Genomic DNA, 15570 nt, shown 5'->3' on the forward strand with positions numbered 1-15570 from the left:
CCACCGGCGGCGTCAGTGCTCGGCGTCGGCCTGCGCCTTCAGCGCGCTCGCTGCTGCCGCCGCCGCCCGCTCCCGCCCACCCGGCGCCACGATCTCCTGGTCGATCGCGCCGAAGAGCGAGCGGCCGTCCAGGCCCTTCATCTCGATGCGGATGGTGTCGCCGTAGCGCATGAACTCGGTGCTCGGCTGGCCGTCCTGGATGGTTTCGATGCAGCGCTTTTCGGCGATGCAGGAGTAGCCCTTGGGCCATTCCATGCGGCCATTCTTTTCCACGCCCTTGTTGCTCACGGTGCCGCTGCCGACGATGCTGCCGGCGCGCACGTTGCGGGTCTTGGCGACATGGGCGATGAGCTGACCGAAGTGGAAGGTCATCTCCTCGCCGGCGTCGCACAGGCCGACCTTGCGGCCGTTCCAGCTGCTCTGCAGCGGCAGGTGGACGCGGCCTTCGCGCCACGCGTCGCCCAATTCGTCGAGGGTGACAGCCACGGGGCTGAAGGCGGTGGCGGGCTTGCTCTGGAAGAAGCCGAAGCCCTTGGCCAGTTCGGCGGGGATGAGGTTGCGCAGGCTGACGTCGTTCACCAGCATCACCAGGCGGATGCCGTCGAGCGCCTGCTCGGGCGTGACGCCCATGCGCACGTCGCCGGTGACCACCGCGATCTCGGCCTCGAAGTCGATGCCCATCGATTCGCTCGGCACCACCACGTCGTCCATGGGGCCGATGAAGTCGTCGCTGCCGCCCTGGTACATCAGCGGGTCGGTGTAGAAGCTTTCGGGCACCTCGGCGTTGCGGGCCTTGCGCACCAGTTCCACATGGTTGAGGTACGCCGAGCCGTCGGCCCACTGGTAGGCGCGCGGCAGCGGCGCCATGCACTGGGCGGGGTCAAAGGGGAAGGCGTGGCGCGCGCGGCCGGTGTTGAGCTCGTCGTACAGGTCCTGCAGCTGCGGGCTCATGAAGCCCCAGTCGTCGAGCACCTGCTGCAGCCGACTGGCGATGCCGGTGGCGTAGTGGGCGAGCGTGAGGTCGCGCGAGACGACGACCAGCTGGCCGTCGCGCGAGCCGTCCTTGAGGGTGGCGAGTTTCATGGGAACGGCGGTGCCGGCGGGGGCATCGCAACTAAACTGGTTGAACGGGCGGCAGTGTACCGAGGTGAACCTCCGGCACGCGGCCCGATCCACCTCCGACCATGACGACCGCCCTCCTCCCGCCCCCCGGTGCTGCGCCGCCGGAGCGCCCGCCCTGGCGCACGCTGGCCGCGGTGGCGGCGCTCGTCGTCGCGGCGCATCTGGCGCTGCTGGGCTGGGTGTCGGGCGCGATGCGGCGACCGAGCACGGCCCCGGTCGAGACCTTCATCACGCGGACGATCGTGGTCACGCCGCCCGCGCCGCCGGTGGTGGAGGCGCCGAAGCCGCCACCGCCAAAGCTGGCCGTGACGCCGAAGCCGAAACTACCGCCCAAACCCCGCCCGGCGCCGCCCGCGCCGGCACCCGCCGCCGAGCCGCAGCCCGCCACGATGGCCGAGGCACCGGCTGCACCGGCCGAACCCGACAGCACCGCGACGGCGACCGGGGCGGGCGACGCCGGCCCGGCCCAGGCACCCGCGCCCGACCCGGCGGCAAGCGCGCCGCCCGCAGCATCCGCCGCGACCGAAGCTCCCGCCATCGCCAAGCTGCCCGGTTCGGTCCGGCTGAAGTTCTCGGCCACCGGCCAGCTCGGATCGGCGCCGATGAACCTTTTCGGCGAGCTCGAATGGAAGCAGGACGGGCAGGCCTACGACGCGCGCCTGTCGATGGGCGCGCTCTTCGTCACGCTGCGCTCGCAGCACAGTCAGGGCGTGATCGGCCCGGGCGGCATCGAGCCGACGCGCTTTTCCGACAGCCGCAAGGCCGAGGTGGCATCGCACTTCGTGCGCGACAAGGGCCTGGTCGTGTTCAGCAACAACACGCCGCCGGTCGCCCTCATGCCCGGCGCGCAGGACCGCCTGAGCGTGATGCTGCAGCTGGGCGCGCTGATGGCCGGTGACCCGGCGCGCTACACGACCGACGGGGCGATCGCCATCCAGACCGTGGGCACGCGCGACGCCGACCTCTGGATCTTCAAGATCGGCGAGGAAGAGCAACTGCACCTGCCGGCCGGCGATTTCGTCGCCCGCAAGCTGACCCGCAACGCGCGCAAGCCCTACGACGACACCGTCGAGCTCTGGCTGGCGCCAGCCCTGGGGTATCTCCCGGTACGGTTCAAATTGACACAGGCGAACGGCGACTTCGCCGACATGCGTTTGCGCGAACAACTGCCGGCCGGCGGGCCGAATTGAGGGGTCAATGCCCTTTCGCGCACAGAAACTGCGATGCTTCTTGAAACTGGCGCGTTGATTGCTATCTAACACCCATGAACGCCATCGACATCCTCACCGGCCCCGCCATGAACATGCTGTACGACTCCGAATCGTTCGTCGTCGTGCATGTGCAGCCCACCGAGGGCGACGCCCCCATCGAGCCGCACCTGCCGGTGCTGGCCCGGCACGGCTTCGAGATCGTCGACAAGCGCTCGGGCAAAGAGGTGTACCTCGACGGCTCCTGGGCCGAACTGTTCCAGCAGCAGATCTCGGCCTGGCAACTCAACACCCCGACGCAGGAAGAGGTCGAGGACACGCTCGAGGGCTACGCCGAACTGGCGCACACCCCGGTGCTGGTCCACTGACCCGGCACGCGGCCATGCCTGATCCGCGTCTGGCCGCACACCATTTCGCCCTTCTCGTCTGCTTGGCCGCCCTCGCCGGTTGCGCGGCGGCACCGCCCGCGGCCGACGCACCGGTGGCTCGCCGCATCGCCGCGCTGCTGCCGGCCGATGCGGTGCTGATCGGCGAACAGCACGATGCACCCGAACACCACGTCATCGAGCGCGAAGCCGTCGAGGCGCTGGTCGCGCGCGGCCGGCTGGCCGCGCTGACGCTGGAAATGGCCGACGAAGGCAACGGCACCGGCCACCTGCCGGCCGACGCCACCGAGGCGCAGGTGCAAACCGCGCTGAGCTGGAACGACAAGGCATGGCCTTGGGGCCACTACGGCCCGGCGGTGATGGCTGCGGTGCGCGCCGGCGTGCCGGTGACAGGCGCCAACCTGCCGCGAGCGCGGATGAAGGACGCGATGGCCGACGTGTCGCTCGACGCGCAACTGAGCGACAGCGCCCGTCGGGCGCAGCAGAAGGCCGTGCGCGAGGGCCACTGCAACCTGCTGCCCGAATCGCAGATCGGGCCGATGACGCGCATCCAGATCGCCCGTGACCGCGCCATGGCGCAGGCCATCGTCAAGGCGCGGCAGCCGGGCAAGACGGTGCTGCTGATCGCCGGGGCCGGCCATGTGCTGCGGCCGCTGGGCGTGCCGCAGCATCTGCCGAGCGACATGAAGTTGGCGAGCGTGCAGTTGCTGGCCACGGCGTCAGCGACGCCGGAGGGCCCGACCAGCGACTACGACATCATCTGGTCGACGCCCCCGCTGCCGCCGCAGGACTACTGCGCAGGCGTCAAGCGGCCTTCTTGATCGAATCGGCCAGCGTGTTGACCAGCGTGTCGATGTGCGACTTCTCGACGATGTAGGGCGGCGCGATCACGATCACGTCGCCAGCGGGCCGCACCAGCGCACCCTTGTGGAAGCAGTCCACGAAGATGTCGTAGGCCCGCTTGCCGGGTGCGCCGGCCATCGGCGCGAGTTCCACCGCGGCGGCCAGGCCCAGGCTGCGGATGCCGATCACGTTGGGCAGCCCCTTGAACGCGCTGTGGAAGGCATTGCCCAGGACCGGGCCCATCTCGCCGGCGCGCGAGAAGAGCTGCTCCTTCTGGAACAGCTCGAGCGTGGCGATGGCCGCGGCCGCCGCCACCGGGTGGCCCGAGTAGGTGTAGCCGTGGAAGAACTCGACCACGTGCTCGGGCGCGTCGGTCTTCATCATCGCGTCGTACAGCTTGTCACGGCAGATCACGCCGCCCATCGGGATCACGCCGTTGGTGACCGCCTTGGCGAAGTTCAGCATGTCGGGCACCACGCCGTAGAAATCGGCGCCAAAGTTCGTGCCCAGGCGGCCGAAGCCGGTGATGACCTCGTCGAAGATCAGCAGGATGCCGTGCTTGTCGCAGATCTCGCGCAGGCGCTTGAGGTAGCCCTGCGGCGGCACGTACCAGCCGGCCGAACCGGCGATCGGCTCCACGATGATGGCCGCCACGTTGCTCGGGTCGTGCAACGGGAGGATGCGCTGTTCCAGTTCCAGCAGCGGGTCTTCGGCCCACACCGGCTCCTGGTTGTGGATGTAGGCATGGTTCACCGGGTCGTGGATGAAGCGCATGTGGTCGACGCGCGGCAGGAAGGCCGTGCCGAAGGTCTTGCGGTTGCCCGGAATGCCGCCCACCGACATGCCGCCGAAGCCCACGCCGTGGTAGCCCTTCTCGCGGCCGATGAACACGTTGCGGTGTCCTTCGCCACGGGCGCGGTGGTAGGCCAGCGCCACCTTCAGCGAGGTGTCGGCGGCTTCCGAGCCGGAGTTGCAGAACAGCACCTTGTTCAGGTCGCCCGGCGCCATGGCCGCGATCATCTCGGCGGCCTTGAAAGCCTTGTCGTTGCTGACCTGGAAGGCCGTCGCGTAGTCGAGCGTGTCGAGCTGCTTCTTGATCGCTTCGTTGATGGGCTTGCGGTTGTGGCCCGCGCCCACGCACCACAGCGACGAGATGCCGTCGACGACCTTCTTGCCGTCGTGCGTGGTGAACTCCATGCCGTCGGCGGCCGTGAACACGCGCGGGTCCTTGCGGAAGGCACGGTTGGGGGTGAAGGGCAACCACTGGTTGTCCATGTTGAAGTCGGGGATGGCCATGGGTCGCTCCTCTGCTGAACGGACACGAAGAAAGGGAGGGGTCATTCTGGCACTTCGACCGCAGTGCGGCAGGGCTGCGACAATCTGCGCCCTTATGAGCGCGTACATTCTGACCCTTTCCTGCCCGGACCGCACCGGCATCGTTCACGCCGTCTCGGGCTTCCTGCTCGAGCGCGGCGGCAACATCGAAGAAGCGGCGCAGTACAACGACCACGGCACCGGCCTGTTCTTCATGCGGGTGCGCTTCGCCTGCACGGCGCACGGCCGCGATGCCCTCGCCAAGGAGCTGGGCGAGCTGGCCCAGGGCTTCGGCATGGACTGGAAGCTGCACGACGCCGCCCAGCCGGTGAAGACCGTGATCCTGGTCAGCAAGGAAGGCCACTGCCTCAACGACCTGCTGTTCCGCTGGAAGAGCGGCCTGCTGGCCATCGACGTGCGCGCCATCGTGTCGAACCACCGCGATTTCTACCAGCTGGCCGCCAGCTACAACGTGCCCTTCCACCACATCCCGGTGACGGCCGCGACCAAGCCGCAGGCCGAGGCGAAGCAGCTGGAGATCATCGAAGCCGAAGGCTCCGAACTGGTGGTGCTGGCGCGCTACATGCAGGTGCTGAGCAACGACCTGTGCGCCCAACTGGCCGGCCGCGCCATCAACATCCACCACTCGTTCCTGCCCAGCTTCAAGGGCGCCAAGCCCTACTACCAGGCGCACGACCGCGGCGTGAAGCTGATCGGCGCCACGGCCCACTACGTGACGGCCGACCTCGACGAAGGCCCGATCATCGAGCAGGACGTGGCCCGCGCCGACCACACCGACACGGTCGAAGACCTGACGGCCCGCGGCCGCGACACCGAAAGCCAGGTGCTGGCCCGTGCCGTCAAGTGGCACAGCGAACGCCGGGTGCTGATGAACGGGCACAAGACGGTCATCTTCAAGTAGCCGCTGGCCGCCCATCCGGCCTGGATTCGGCTTAGAGTGACGCCATGAACGCGCCCACCACGCCCAGCCAGCACGACCTGATGCAGCGCAGCGAACGCCAGTCGCAGATCGTGCGCGCCCTGCAGGCCCACCTGCCCGCCCATGCGCTGATCTGGCAGTCGGAGGACACCACGCCCTACGAATGCGACGGCCTCACGGCCTACCGGCAACGACCGCTGGTGGTGGCCCTGCCCGAGACCGAAGCGCAGGTGGCAGCGGTGCTCAAGACCTGCCACGGCCTCGGCGTGCCGGTGGTGGCGCGCGGCGCGGGCACCGGGCTGTCGGGCGGCGCGATGCCGCATGCGATGGGCGTGACGCTGTCGCTCGCCAAGTTCAACCGCATCCTGAAAATCGATCCTTACGCCCGCACCGCCGTCGTGCAGTGCGGCGTGCGCAATCTCGCCATCAGCGAGGCGGCCGCGCCCTTCAACCTCTACTACGCGCCCGACCCGTCGAGCCAGATCGCCTGCACCATCGGCGGCAACGTGGCCGAGAACTCCGGCGGCGTGCACTGCCTGAAGTACGGCCTGACGCTGCACAACGTGCTGCGCGTGCGCGGCTTCACGGCCGACGGCGAGGCGATCGAGTTCGGCAGCGAGGCGCTCGACTGCGCCGGGCTCGACCTGCTCGCGCTGGTCATCGGCAGCGAAGGCATGCTGGCTGTCACCACCGAGGTCACCGTCAAGCTGGTGCCCAAGCCGCAGCTGGCGCGCTGCATCATGGCCAGCTTCGACGATGTGCGCAAAGCCGGCGACGCGGTGGCCGCGGTGATCGCGGCCGGCATCATCCCGGCCGGGCTCGAGATGATGGACAAGCCCATGACGGCTGCCGTCGAGGACTTCGTGAAAGCCGGCTACGACCTCGACGCCGCCGCCATCCTGCTGTGCGAATCCGACGGCACGATCGAAGAGGTCGAGGAAGAGATCGGCCGCATGACCGCCGTGCTGCGCCGGTGCGGCGCCACCGCCATCGCCTGCAGCGAGAACGAGGACGAGCGCCTGAAGTTCTGGAGCGGCCGCAAGAACGCGTTCCCCGCGTCGGGCCGCATCAGCCCCGACTACATGTGCCTCGACTCCACCATCCCGCGCAAGCGGCTGGCCGACATCCTGCTGGCGATCCAGCAGATGGAGATCAAATACAACCTGCGCTGCTGCAACGTGTTCCACGCGGGCGACGGCAACCTGCACCCGCTGGTGCTGTTCGATGCCAACGACCCCGACGAGCTGCACCGCTGCGAGCTCTTCGGCGCCGACATCCTCGAGACCAGCGTCGCCATGGGCGGCACGGTGTCGGGCGAGCACGGCGTGGGGGTCGAAAAGCTCAACAGCATGTGCGTGCAGTTCACCGCGGCCGAGAACGAGCAGATGTTCGGCGTGAAGCGCGCCTTCGACCCCGAAGGCATGCTCAACCCCGGCAAGGTGATCCCGACCCTGCAGCGCTGCGCCGAGTACGGCAAGCAGGTGGTGCGCGGCGGTCGCCTGCCGCACCCGGACCTGCCGCGCTTCTAGCGCCTCTGCCGCATGAAGGGCTTGCGCGGTCTGGCGTGGTTGCTGGTGTTCCAGTCGATCGGCGAGGTGCTCTCGCGCGGCTTCTCGCTGCCACTGCCCGGGCCGGTGCTGGGCCTGATCCTGCTGGTGCCGGCGCTGCGCTTCGCGCTCGTGCGCGAGCCGGTCGCCGACTGCGCGGACTTCCTGCTCTCGCACCTCTCGCTGCTCTTCATCCCGGTGGGCGTGGGCGTGATGACGCACCTGGCGCTGCTGTCGCAGTACGGCGGACGCATGCTGGTGGTGATCGCCCTGTCGACCTGGATCGGCCTGGCCGTCACCGCGCTGGTGCTCTACTGGCCGGACCGGAAAGCCGCCTGACGCCATGCCGCACTTCGTCCAGCTCTGGGTCTACCTTTCTGCGTCGCCGCTGTTCGGACTGACGGCCACGCTGGTGGTGTACCTGCTCGCGCAGGCGGCGTATGTGCGCCTGGGCCATGCGCCCTGGGCCAACCCGGTGCTGTGGTCGATCGTGACGATCGCAGGTGGCCTCACGCTGACGAAGGTCGACTACCCGACCTACTTCGCCGGCGCGCAGTTCATCCACTTCCTCCTGGGGCCGGCGGTCGTCGCGCTGGGCTGGCCGCTGTGGCAGCGCCGCGTCGAATTGCGTGCGCGCTTCGGCCGCGTGCTGCTCGCGGCCCTGCTCGGCGGTGCGGCGGCGGGCGGTTCGGCAGTGGCGCTGGGCTGGGCCGTCGGGCTGCCGCACGACGTGGTGATGTCGCTGGCGCCCAAGTCGGTGACGGCGCCGGTGGCCATGGGCATCGCCGAGAAGATCGGGGGCATCCCGGCGCTGTCGGCGGTCTTCGCGGTGCTGACCGGCTTGATCGGCGCCCTGTCGGGCAAGTACCTGTTCGACGCGCTGCGCATCCGCACCACGCACGCCGGCTGGCGGGCGCGCGGCTTCGCGCTGGGCACCGCGGCGCACGGCATCGGCGCGGCACGCGCGCTGCAGGTGAACGCCGATGCCGGCGCCTATGCCGGTCTGGCGCTCGGCCTGCAGGTCGTGCTTGCCGCCCTGCTGCTGCCGCTGGTCTTCCGGCTTTTCTGACCCGAGCCGGTCATTGCCAGGGCACCCGCGGAACTGGCTTAGCCAGGCCGCTGGGTGCGCCCCCTTAAGGGGGAGGCGCCGCAGGCGCTTCGGGGGTGGGTTTCATTTCAGTTGCGGTTGGGGTTGTTCGGGCGCCGGTCGGCCCGGTTGGGCACACCGTCGCCGTCGCGGTCCCAGCCGCCGCGGGCGTATTCCCAACGGCCACCGCGATCACGCCACTCCGGCGCACGGTAGACATGACCAGGGCGCGCCCGCACGTACTCGCCGCGCACCCACACGTAGCGGCCGCCACGTGCCTCGTAGTGGCCCGGCGCCCAGACATAGCCGCGGCGCGGCGGCGGCACACGTTCGGCGCGCGGCGGCGGCGGGGCGGTCTGGATGAAGATGGACGGCTGCGCCTGGGCGGCGGTCGGCAGCGTCATCGCACCAAGCGGCAGCAGCACGGCGGCGCAGGTCGCGAGGGAGAGCGTGAGTTTTTTCATGATGGAATCTCCGGGTCTCTGGAATGAAGGAAGTTCCATGCTGCGCCTGCCGTGTGAAGACGATGTAAGCCACTCGCGAAATCTTGTGTAGCGCTGTATCGCCGCGACGTGGGGAAGATCAGGGTTTGCGATAGCGTCCGACGCTTGTCACGGCCCAGGGCGCCACCAACAATCCTACCCTTAGGTAGAACAACAATGACAGCACAGCCCTCCCGCTCCACGTCCAAAACCACGGGCCGCCAGCGGGCCGCCACCGACGCGACCGACCTGCAGCGCGAGCGCATCCTGCAAGCCGCGACCACGCTTTTCGCCGAGCAGGGCTATGCCGCCACCACGATGGCGCAGATCGTGCGCAAGCTCGGCGTGACCAAGCCCTTTGTCTACTACTACTTCCGCGACAAGCAGGAGATCTTCGAGCGGTTGTCGTGGCGGCCTGCCGTCGATTGCTTCACGGCCATGGACTTCCCGGCGGACGACACGCGCCCGGCGCGCGCGAAGGTGACCGAAGGCATCGAACGGCTGATCCGCGCCACCATCGCGCACCACCCTTGCGCCGTGTTCCCGTACCGAGAGCCGCAGGCTTACCGCCCGGCCTATCGCGCGGCGCAGAAGAAGCTGGCACGCCATTTCTACGACAAGCTGTGCGCCTTGCTCGAGGAAGGCCGGCGCGATGGCGACTTCGACTTCGACGACACGATGGTCACCGCGCTGGCAGCCTGCAGCCTGCCGGGCTTTCTCTACACCTGGTACCGGCCCGGCGGGCGTCTCACGGCAGAAGAGACCGTGGCAGCCCTGTCCAAGCTCGCCTGGCGCGTGCTCGGCCTGCGCTGAAGCTCTTGCTCTGAGGCGCTTTTCCCACACACGGCGACACGCCTTGTAGGCATCATGGCGTCCATGATCCAGACCGTCGAACTCATCGGTGCACCGACCGACATCGGTGCCAGCGTGCGCGGCGCCGGCATGGGACCGGACGCGCTGCGCGTGGCCGACCTGCCCGGCACCCTCGCGCGACTCGGCTTCGAGGTGGTCGACGCGGGCAACCTGGCCGGCCCGGCAACGCCGTGGAGCGCGCCGTCGGACGGTCTGCGGCATCTCGACGAAGCCGTCGCCTGGAACCGCGCGGTGTACGACGCGGTCGACACCGCGCTCGGCGCCGGCCGGTTGCCGCTGATGATGGGCGGCGACCACAGCCTGGCGATCGGCTCCATCAGCGCGGTCGCCTGGCATGCACGGCAACGCGGCCAGAAGCTGCGGGTGCTGTGGCTCGATGCGCACACCGACGTCAACACCCACGGCACCAGCCCGAGCGGCAACATCCACGGCATGCCGGTCTCCTGCCTGCTCGGGCATGGGCCGGCGGCGCTCACCGGCTGGAGCGGCGAGCGTGCCGCCCTCGGCCCCGAGGCGATCCGCTTCATCGGCATCCGCAGCGTCGACGCCGAGGAGAAGCAGGCCATCCGCGCGCTCGGCCTCACCGTGTTCGACATGCGCCACCTCGACGAGCACGGCATGCGCAACACGATGACCGAGGCGCTGCAGGACGTGGACGACGACACGCACCTGCACGTGAGCTTCGACCTCGACTGCCTGGACCCGGCCGACGCGCCGGGCGTGGGCACGGCGGTGCGCGGCGGCCCCACCTACCGCGAAATGCAGCTGTGCATGGAAATGGCGGCCGACACCGGCCGGCTCGGCTCGCTCGACGTGGTCGAACTCAACCCGGCGCTCGATGTGCGCAACCGCACGGCCGAAGTGGCGGTGGAGTTGATCGAGAGCCTGCTGGGCAAATCGACGTTGGCGCGCTGATCGCGGGGGGTGCTTCAGCGGCCTTCCTACGTGCGAAAGCGACCCGACGGAAGCCTGCGACGACCGCCTGCGCGTAAAGTGGACCTTTCCCAGACCTCCGTGACATGCAATCTTCTGCGCCCCCCACCTCCGCCCCGGCCGACACCGACGCCGTTTCAGGCCTGCGGATCCTGGTGGTCGAGGACGACCCGGCCACGCTGTCCGCCATGGTCGACATGCTGGAGTTGCTGGGGCATTGGGTGGCGGGCGTGAAAAGCGCCGAGGTCGCACGCGACCGCTTCCTCGACGGTGCCTTCGACGTCCTGTTGACCGATATCGGGTTGCCGGCCCTTTCGGGCCTGGATCTGGTGGAAATCTTGCAGGCGCAGCACAAGCTGCGCGTCATCTTCGCCACCGGCCAGCCGCGCCCGGCGAAGCCGATCCCCGGCACGGTCTGGCTGCAGAAACCCTTCGGTGTGGACGAGTTGCAGGCGGCGCTGCGGGGCATCGAACGGCCGGCCGGCTGAGCGCCGGGTCGACGCTCAACCGCGGTTCGGGCTCGGCTCCACGGGCGTACCGACCGGCACGGGGGGTGGGCTCAAAGGCACCGTGACGGGCGCGCTCTGCGGCACCACCGGGGTGATGACCGCCGGCCCGGGCATCGACACCGGGGGCGAAGGCTCTTCCACCTTTTCGTCGACGGCGCCGGGCACCAGGTAGCGGTCGAGCAGCGCGTAGAAGCGGTCGTAGAAGCGTTCGTCGGTGAGCGTCTCGCTGGCCACCTTCACCATCGCGTCGTCGCTGGACGAAAACGGCAGCGACAGCGAGCCGATGACCCCCACGCCCACGCTGGCCGCGTTGTTCGTTTTCTTGATGCCGTAGCGGTCCTGCAGGGCGGTGACGAAGGCGATGCTTTTGCGCTGGCCCTTCGCTGCCGACTGGTCGCGTGCGCAGACCACCCGGAATTCGACCTCGACATGCACCTCGCTGGCCGGCTGGAAGTTCTTGCGGCCGGTCACCAGGTCCGGGTTGGCGGCCGTGATCAGGTAGCCCTGGCTCAGCAGCGCCCGGCGCGCGGCCTCGCAGGTCTGCGCCTCGGTGGCGGCATACCCACGCGCATGGGTGGTGGTCGAATCGAATTCCTCGGGGTCGTAGACGACGCGCTTGGACGTACCGGCGCAGCCGGCCAGGACCAGGAGGACGAGGGCGGCCGCGAGGCGGCCGGAAGCGAAGCGGGAGGAGAGGCGGAAAGAGTGAGGCGACATCGGCGTGGAATGCTACCCGGTGAAGGCCGGCCCGCGGTCAGAGCCGTTTCGCCGCCCGATGTTCCCGCGACCGCGCGCGCGACGGCGTTCAGGGATACAGGCCGCGTTCCTGGCGCGCCATCAGGATGCGCTCGCAGGCCACCGCGTAGGTGGCGGTGCGCAGCGTGATCTTGTGCTTGTCGGCCGTGTCCCAGATGTGGTTGAGCGCATTCATCATGATGCGGTCCAGGCGCACGTTGATCTCGTCCTCGTCCCAGAAGAAGGACGAGAAGTCCTGCACCCATTCGAAGTAGCTCACCGTCACGCCGCCGGCGTTGCAGATCACGTCGGGCACCACCAGCACGCCGCGTTCGGCCAGGATGTCGTCGGCCTCGGGCACGGTCGGGCCGTTGGCCCCTTCCAGCACCAGCTTGGCATGGGTCTTCTTGGCGCGCTCCGCCGTGATCTGGCCTTCGAGCGCCGCAGGAATGAGGATGTCGCAGGCGACGTCCCAGAACTGCTCGTTCGGGACCTTGTCGCCACCTTCGAAGCCGGCCGCACCGGCCGGCGTGCGCGAGATCGGGATGAGCGTCTCGAGGTCCAGCCCGTGCTCGTTGACGACCGTGCCGGTGTGGTCCTGCACCGCGACGATCTTCGCGCCCGCTTCGGCGAAGAGCTCGGCCGCGACCGAGCCCACGTTGCCGAAGCCCTGCACCGCGATGCGTGCGCCGCGCAGGTCGAGGCCGAGCCGGCGCGCCGCCTCGCGCCCGGTGACGAACACGCCGCGACCGGTGGCCTTGACGCGGCCGAGCGAGCCGCCCAGGTGCAGCGGCTTGCCGGTGACGACGCCGGTGGACGTGCCGCCGGTGTTCATCGAATAGGTGTCCATCATCCAGGCCATGATCTGGCCGTTGGTGTTCACGTCGGGCGCCGGGATGTCGGTGTGCGGGCCGATGATGATGCCGATCTCGCTGGTGTAGCGGCGCGTGACCTTCTCCAGCTCTTTCTGCGACAGCTTCTTCGGGTCGACGCGGATGCCGCCCTTGGCGCCGCCGTAGGGCAGGTTCACTGCCGCGGTCTTGACCGTCATCCAGGCCGACAACGCCATCACTTCTTCCAGCGTGACGTCGGGATGGAAGCGCACGCCGCCCTTGCCCGGGCCGCGGCTCATGTTGTGCTGCACGCGGTAGCCCTCGTAATGCGCGATGCGGCCGTCGTCCATCTCGATCGGCACGTCGACGATCAGCGCGCGCTTGGGCCGCTTGAGCGTCTCGGCCCACTTGGCCAGGTCGCCCAGGTACGGCACCACGCGGTCGACTTGCTGCAGGTAGGTGCCCCACGGACTGTTGGGCGTGGGATGGACAAAGGACAGTTTCTCGCTCATGGAAGACCCCTCGGTGGATGGACTGGACGGACGATAGCCGCCGCCCGGCGCCGTGCCAAGGGTTATGCGCCGCTCGGGCGCCTCTATGCACAAGTCGTCACGTGCCGCCGGTCGGCGCTCTCGGCTAAACTCGTTTTTCCCCCGCTGCGGCTTTGGCGGCACGCACCGCGAACCCGGGACCTTTGGACCACCACATGCCAGCGACTCCAGGCGCCCGAGTGCCGCCCCGATCCGACGACGCCAGCGCCGCCCCTGCCGCCAAGAAGGCGCCCCGGACCTCCTCGCTGTTCATCGGATCGACCGAAAAATCGTTCCAGGTGCTGCAGGCCTTCAACGGCTCGCAGCGTCACATGACGCTGGCCGACATCGCGCGCGCCGCCGAGTTGGACCGCAGCGCGACGCAACGCGTGGTCTACACGCTCGAACAGCTGGGCTACCTGCGCCGCATCCCCGAGTCGCGCCACTACGGCTTGACCGCCAAGGTGCTGCAGCTGTCGTACAACTACCTGCGCGCCAACGAACTGATCGACAAGGCCTCGCCCTACCTGCTGGAGATCAGCCGCACGCTGGGCGAGACGGCCAACCTGCATGAGCTCGACGGCATCGACATCGTGTTCGTGGCGCGCTTCCACGGCCAGCATCTGGTGAACATCGACTTCAATGTGGGCGCGCGGCTGCCGGCCTATTTCACCGCGTCGGGCAACGCCATCCTGACGCGCTTCTCGTACGAGGAGCGGGTGGCGATCCTGGAGCGCACGCCGCTGGTGCAGATCACGCCCTTCACCGAGATCGACCCCCAGCGGCTGCTGGCGCGGGTGCAATCGATGGCCGAGAAGGGCTATGCGGTCATGGCCAACGAAAACGTGCTCGGCGACATCTCCGTCGCCGCACCGATCACCGACCACCGCGGATTGGCGGTGGCGGCCATCAACATCTCGGTGCCGACCACGCGCTGGACCGTGGCCCGCGTCGAGAAGGAGCTGGCGCCCCATGTGCAGGTGGCCGCGACCTCGATCTCGAAGGCGAAGTTCGGCGCGTATGCCGGTTAGAACGCGGGGCAACGCACGTCGGGCTACAGCCGCGCGAGCCGCGCCCGGTGGTCCGCCGAGAGCGCGTCGGTGTCGAGGTCGGCCGCACGCGGCACGCCGAGCAGGCGCAGCGTGATCTCGAACTCGTCGCGCAACATCTGCAGCACGTCGGCCACGCCCTGCGGCCCCTGCGCCGCCAGGCCGTAGAGCGGCGCACGCCCGAGCAGCACCGCCTTGGCACCCAGGGCACGGGCCTTGGCGATGTCGCTGCCGCGGCGGATGCCGCCGTCGACGAGGACATCGAGCCCGCTGCCGACGGCGTCGACCACCTCGGGCAGGATTTCCAGCGGACTCGGCGCGCTCTCGAGCTGCCGTCCACCGTGGTTGGACAGGATCACGCCGTCGACGCCATGGCGCCGCGCGGTGCGGGCATCGTCCGTCGACAGCACGCCCTTGAGCAGCACCGGGCCTTCCCAATGCTTGCGCAGCCACGCCACCGCGGACCAGTCGAGCGACATGTCCATCTGACGGCTCATGGCGGCGGCCTGCGCCTGCAGCTCGGCCTTCACACCCGCGCTGCGCGCGAGGTTGACCAGCTGGGGCGAGCCGCCCTGGCGCAGCATGCGGGCGCACCAGCGCGGGTGCGTGGCCAGGTCGAGCAGCAGCTTCGGCGTCACGCGCAGCGGCATGCGGAAGCCGTTGCGCACGTCATGGTCGCGCTTGCCGTGGACCATGGTGTCGACGGTGAGCATCAGCGTCGTGAAGCCGAGGCCGCGCGCGCGCCGCATCATGTCTTCCGCGATGCGGCGGTCCTGCTGGACATAGAGCTGCAGCCATAGCTCGCCATCGGTCGCTTCGCGGACGCTCTCGAGCAGCGAGGTCGACGCGGTCGACATCGCGAAGGGCAGGCCCGCCGCATGGGCTGCGCGGGCCAGCACCTCTTCCGCGCGCGGCCAGTAGAGGCCGTTCAACCCCGTCGGCCCGACCACCGCCGGCATCGCGAGCGTCTGGCCGAACACCTGCACCGAGGGGTCGATGCGGGTCACGTCCTGCAACACGCGGGGCTGGAAGATCAGTTGCTCGTACGCGGCGCGGTTGCGCGACAACGTGCCCCCGTCCTCCGCACCGCCGTCGAGGTAGTCGAAAGCGAAGCGCGACAGGCGGCGACGCGCCAGCGCGCGGTAGTCCTTGACGGCGGGCAGCACCGGGCGCCTCTCA

The 15570-nt window shown here is 69.2% G+C and carries 17 protein-coding genes; 11 read left to right on the plus strand and 6 right to left on the minus strand.

Annotated features, from left to right (window positions below; all coding sequences use genetic code 11):
- Window positions 1-12: 12 nt before the first annotated feature.
- On the minus strand, window positions 13-1083 hold the full coding sequence (locus tag ACSFA2_RS12665; protein ID WP_435455675.1) for a fumarylacetoacetate hydrolase family protein: 1071 nt from the start codon (window positions 1081-1083) through the stop codon (window positions 13-15).
- Between the two features lie 101 nt (window positions 1084-1184).
- Here ACSFA2_RS12665 and ACSFA2_RS12670 point away from each other — a divergent pair, with 101 nt between their 5' ends.
- The 3 genes from ACSFA2_RS12670 to ACSFA2_RS12680 all read left to right on the plus strand — a co-directional run bounded on the left by ACSFA2_RS12670 (window position 1185) and on the right by ACSFA2_RS12680 (window position 3537).
- Complete coding sequence (locus ACSFA2_RS12670) at window positions 1185-2312, plus strand: DUF3108 domain-containing protein (RefSeq protein ID WP_435455676.1); 1128 nt, start codon at window positions 1185-1187, stop codon at window positions 2310-2312.
- Between the two features lie 74 nt (window positions 2313-2386).
- The gene (locus ACSFA2_RS12675) at window positions 2387-2698 is read left to right on the plus strand and encodes a BTH_I0359 family protein (protein ID WP_435455677.1); all 312 of its coding nucleotides are present in this window, start codon (window positions 2387-2389) and stop codon (window positions 2696-2698) included.
- Between the two features lie 14 nt (window positions 2699-2712).
- Window positions 2713-3537, plus strand: coding sequence for a ChaN family lipoprotein (locus ACSFA2_RS12680; protein WP_435455678.1), 825 nt, complete (start codon window positions 2713-2715; stop codon window positions 3535-3537).
- Here ACSFA2_RS12680 and aptA read toward each other — a convergent pair.
- A complete protein-coding gene (aptA, locus tag ACSFA2_RS12685) occupies window positions 3521-4855 on the minus strand; it encodes an omega-aminotransferase AptA (protein ID WP_435455679.1) in 1335 nt (444 codons plus the stop codon). The genes ACSFA2_RS12680 and aptA overlap by 17 nt on opposite strands.
- A gap of 94 nt (window positions 4856-4949) precedes the next feature.
- On the opposite strand from aptA, the gene purU reads away from it, so the two are divergent.
- The 4 genes from purU to ACSFA2_RS12705 are packed head-to-tail and all read left to right on the plus strand — an operon-like array spanning window position 4950 to window position 8429.
- Entirely contained in the window at window positions 4950-5795 is an 846-nt protein-coding gene (purU, locus tag ACSFA2_RS12690) for a formyltetrahydrofolate deformylase (RefSeq protein ID WP_435455680.1), read from the plus strand.
- Between the two features lie 44 nt (window positions 5796-5839).
- Entirely contained in the window at window positions 5840-7342 is a 1503-nt protein-coding gene (locus tag ACSFA2_RS12695) for an FAD-linked oxidase C-terminal domain-containing protein (RefSeq protein WP_435455681.1), read from the plus strand.
- 12 nt (window positions 7343-7354) lie between these two features.
- On the plus strand, window positions 7355-7699 hold the full coding sequence (locus ACSFA2_RS12700) for a CidA/LrgA family protein (protein WP_435455682.1): 345 nt from the start codon (window positions 7355-7357) through the stop codon (window positions 7697-7699).
- Between the two features lie 4 nt (window positions 7700-7703).
- Window positions 7704-8429: an LrgB family protein gene (locus ACSFA2_RS12705; RefSeq protein ID WP_286647004.1), complete on the plus strand. Its 726-nt coding sequence runs from the start codon at window positions 7704-7706 to the stop codon at window positions 8427-8429.
- 107 nt (window positions 8430-8536) lie between these two features.
- Here ACSFA2_RS12705 and ACSFA2_RS12710 read toward each other — a convergent pair whose 3' ends face one another.
- Entirely contained in the window at window positions 8537-8911 is a 375-nt protein-coding gene (locus ACSFA2_RS12710) for a YXWGXW repeat-containing protein (RefSeq protein ID WP_435455683.1), read from the minus strand.
- Window positions 8912-9106: 195 nt separating this feature from the next.
- Between ACSFA2_RS12710 and ACSFA2_RS12715 the strand changes: the two genes are divergently transcribed.
- The 3 genes from ACSFA2_RS12715 to ACSFA2_RS12725 all read left to right on the plus strand — a co-directional run bounded on the left by ACSFA2_RS12715 (window position 9107) and on the right by ACSFA2_RS12725 (window position 11223).
- Window positions 9107-9742: a TetR/AcrR family transcriptional regulator gene (locus ACSFA2_RS12715; RefSeq protein WP_435455684.1), complete on the plus strand. Its 636-nt coding sequence runs from the start codon at window positions 9107-9109 to the stop codon at window positions 9740-9742.
- Window positions 9743-9805: 63 nt separating this feature from the next.
- Complete coding sequence (rocF, locus tag ACSFA2_RS12720; RefSeq protein WP_435455685.1) at window positions 9806-10717, plus strand: arginase; 912 nt, start codon at window positions 9806-9808, stop codon at window positions 10715-10717.
- A 104-nt stretch (window positions 10718-10821) separates the two neighbouring features.
- Window positions 10822-11223 carry a response regulator gene (locus tag ACSFA2_RS12725; RefSeq protein WP_435455686.1) on the plus strand — a complete coding sequence of 134 codons (402 nt, stop codon included), beginning with the start codon at window positions 10822-10824 and terminating at the stop codon, window positions 11221-11223.
- Window positions 11224-11238: 15 nt separating this feature from the next.
- Here ACSFA2_RS12725 and ACSFA2_RS12730 read toward each other — a convergent pair whose 3' ends face one another.
- Window positions 11239-11961: a DUF2242 domain-containing protein gene (locus ACSFA2_RS12730; protein WP_435455687.1), complete on the minus strand. Its 723-nt coding sequence runs from the start codon at window positions 11959-11961 to the stop codon at window positions 11239-11241.
- A gap of 88 nt (window positions 11962-12049) precedes the next feature.
- Window positions 12050-13324, minus strand: a complete 1275-nt coding sequence (locus ACSFA2_RS12735) for a Glu/Leu/Phe/Val family dehydrogenase (RefSeq protein ID WP_435455688.1) — start codon at window positions 13322-13324, stop codon at window positions 12050-12052.
- A 194-nt stretch (window positions 13325-13518) separates the two neighbouring features.
- Here ACSFA2_RS12735 and ACSFA2_RS12740 point away from each other — a divergent pair, with 194 nt between their 5' ends.
- Window positions 13519-14373: an IclR family transcriptional regulator gene (locus ACSFA2_RS12740; RefSeq protein ID WP_435455689.1), complete on the plus strand. Its 855-nt coding sequence runs from the start codon at window positions 13519-13521 to the stop codon at window positions 14371-14373.
- A 23-nt stretch (window positions 14374-14396) separates the two neighbouring features.
- Here ACSFA2_RS12740 and ACSFA2_RS12745 read toward each other — a convergent pair whose 3' ends face one another.
- Window positions 14397-15557, minus strand: a complete 1161-nt coding sequence (locus ACSFA2_RS12745) for an alpha-hydroxy acid oxidase (protein ID WP_435455690.1) — start codon at window positions 15555-15557, stop codon at window positions 14397-14399.
- Window positions 15558-15570 lie beyond the last annotated feature (13 nt).

The sequence above is a fragment of the Variovorax cryoconiti genome, from assembly GCF_051216395.1.
Taxonomy (GTDB): domain Bacteria; phylum Pseudomonadota; class Gammaproteobacteria; order Burkholderiales; family Burkholderiaceae_C; genus Variovorax.

What these genes read in the sequence shown, in the direction of transcription:
- ACSFA2_RS12665 (WP_435455675.1), bottom strand. Translation starts at nt 1,083, where the DNA reads ATGAAACTCGCCACCCTCAAGGACGGCTCGCGCGACGGCCAGCTGGTC.
- ACSFA2_RS12670 (WP_435455676.1), top strand. Translation starts at nt 1,185, where the DNA reads ATGACGACCGCCCTCCTCCCGCCCCCCGGTGCTGCGCCGCCGGAGCGC.
- ACSFA2_RS12675 (WP_435455677.1), top strand. Translation starts at nt 2,387, where the DNA reads ATGAACGCCATCGACATCCTCACCGGCCCCGCCATGAACATGCTGTAC.
- ACSFA2_RS12680 (WP_435455678.1), top strand. Translation starts at nt 2,713, where the DNA reads ATGCCTGATCCGCGTCTGGCCGCACACCATTTCGCCCTTCTCGTCTGC.
- aptA (WP_435455679.1), bottom strand. Translation starts at nt 4,855, where the DNA reads ATGGCCATCCCCGACTTCAACATGGACAACCAGTGGTTGCCCTTCACC.
- purU (WP_435455680.1), top strand. Translation starts at nt 4,950, where the DNA reads ATGAGCGCGTACATTCTGACCCTTTCCTGCCCGGACCGCACCGGCATC.
- ACSFA2_RS12695 (WP_435455681.1), top strand. Translation starts at nt 5,840, where the DNA reads ATGAACGCGCCCACCACGCCCAGCCAGCACGACCTGATGCAGCGCAGC.
- ACSFA2_RS12700 (WP_435455682.1), top strand. Translation starts at nt 7,355, where the DNA reads ATGAAGGGCTTGCGCGGTCTGGCGTGGTTGCTGGTGTTCCAGTCGATC.
- ACSFA2_RS12705 (WP_286647004.1), top strand. Translation starts at nt 7,704, where the DNA reads ATGCCGCACTTCGTCCAGCTCTGGGTCTACCTTTCTGCGTCGCCGCTG.
- ACSFA2_RS12710 (WP_435455683.1), bottom strand. Translation starts at nt 8,911, where the DNA reads ATGAAAAAACTCACGCTCTCCCTCGCGACCTGCGCCGCCGTGCTGCTG.
- ACSFA2_RS12715 (WP_435455684.1), top strand. Translation starts at nt 9,107, where the DNA reads ATGACAGCACAGCCCTCCCGCTCCACGTCCAAAACCACGGGCCGCCAG.
- rocF (WP_435455685.1), top strand. Translation starts at nt 9,806, where the DNA reads ATGATCCAGACCGTCGAACTCATCGGTGCACCGACCGACATCGGTGCC.
- ACSFA2_RS12725 (WP_435455686.1), top strand. Translation starts at nt 10,822, where the DNA reads ATGCAATCTTCTGCGCCCCCCACCTCCGCCCCGGCCGACACCGACGCC.
- ACSFA2_RS12730 (WP_435455687.1), bottom strand. Translation starts at nt 11,961, where the DNA reads ATGTCGCCTCACTCTTTCCGCCTCTCCTCCCGCTTCGCTTCCGGCCGC.
- ACSFA2_RS12735 (WP_435455688.1), bottom strand. Translation starts at nt 13,324, where the DNA reads ATGAGCGAGAAACTGTCCTTTGTCCATCCCACGCCCAACAGTCCGTGG.
- ACSFA2_RS12740 (WP_435455689.1), top strand. Translation starts at nt 13,519, where the DNA reads ATGCCAGCGACTCCAGGCGCCCGAGTGCCGCCCCGATCCGACGACGCC.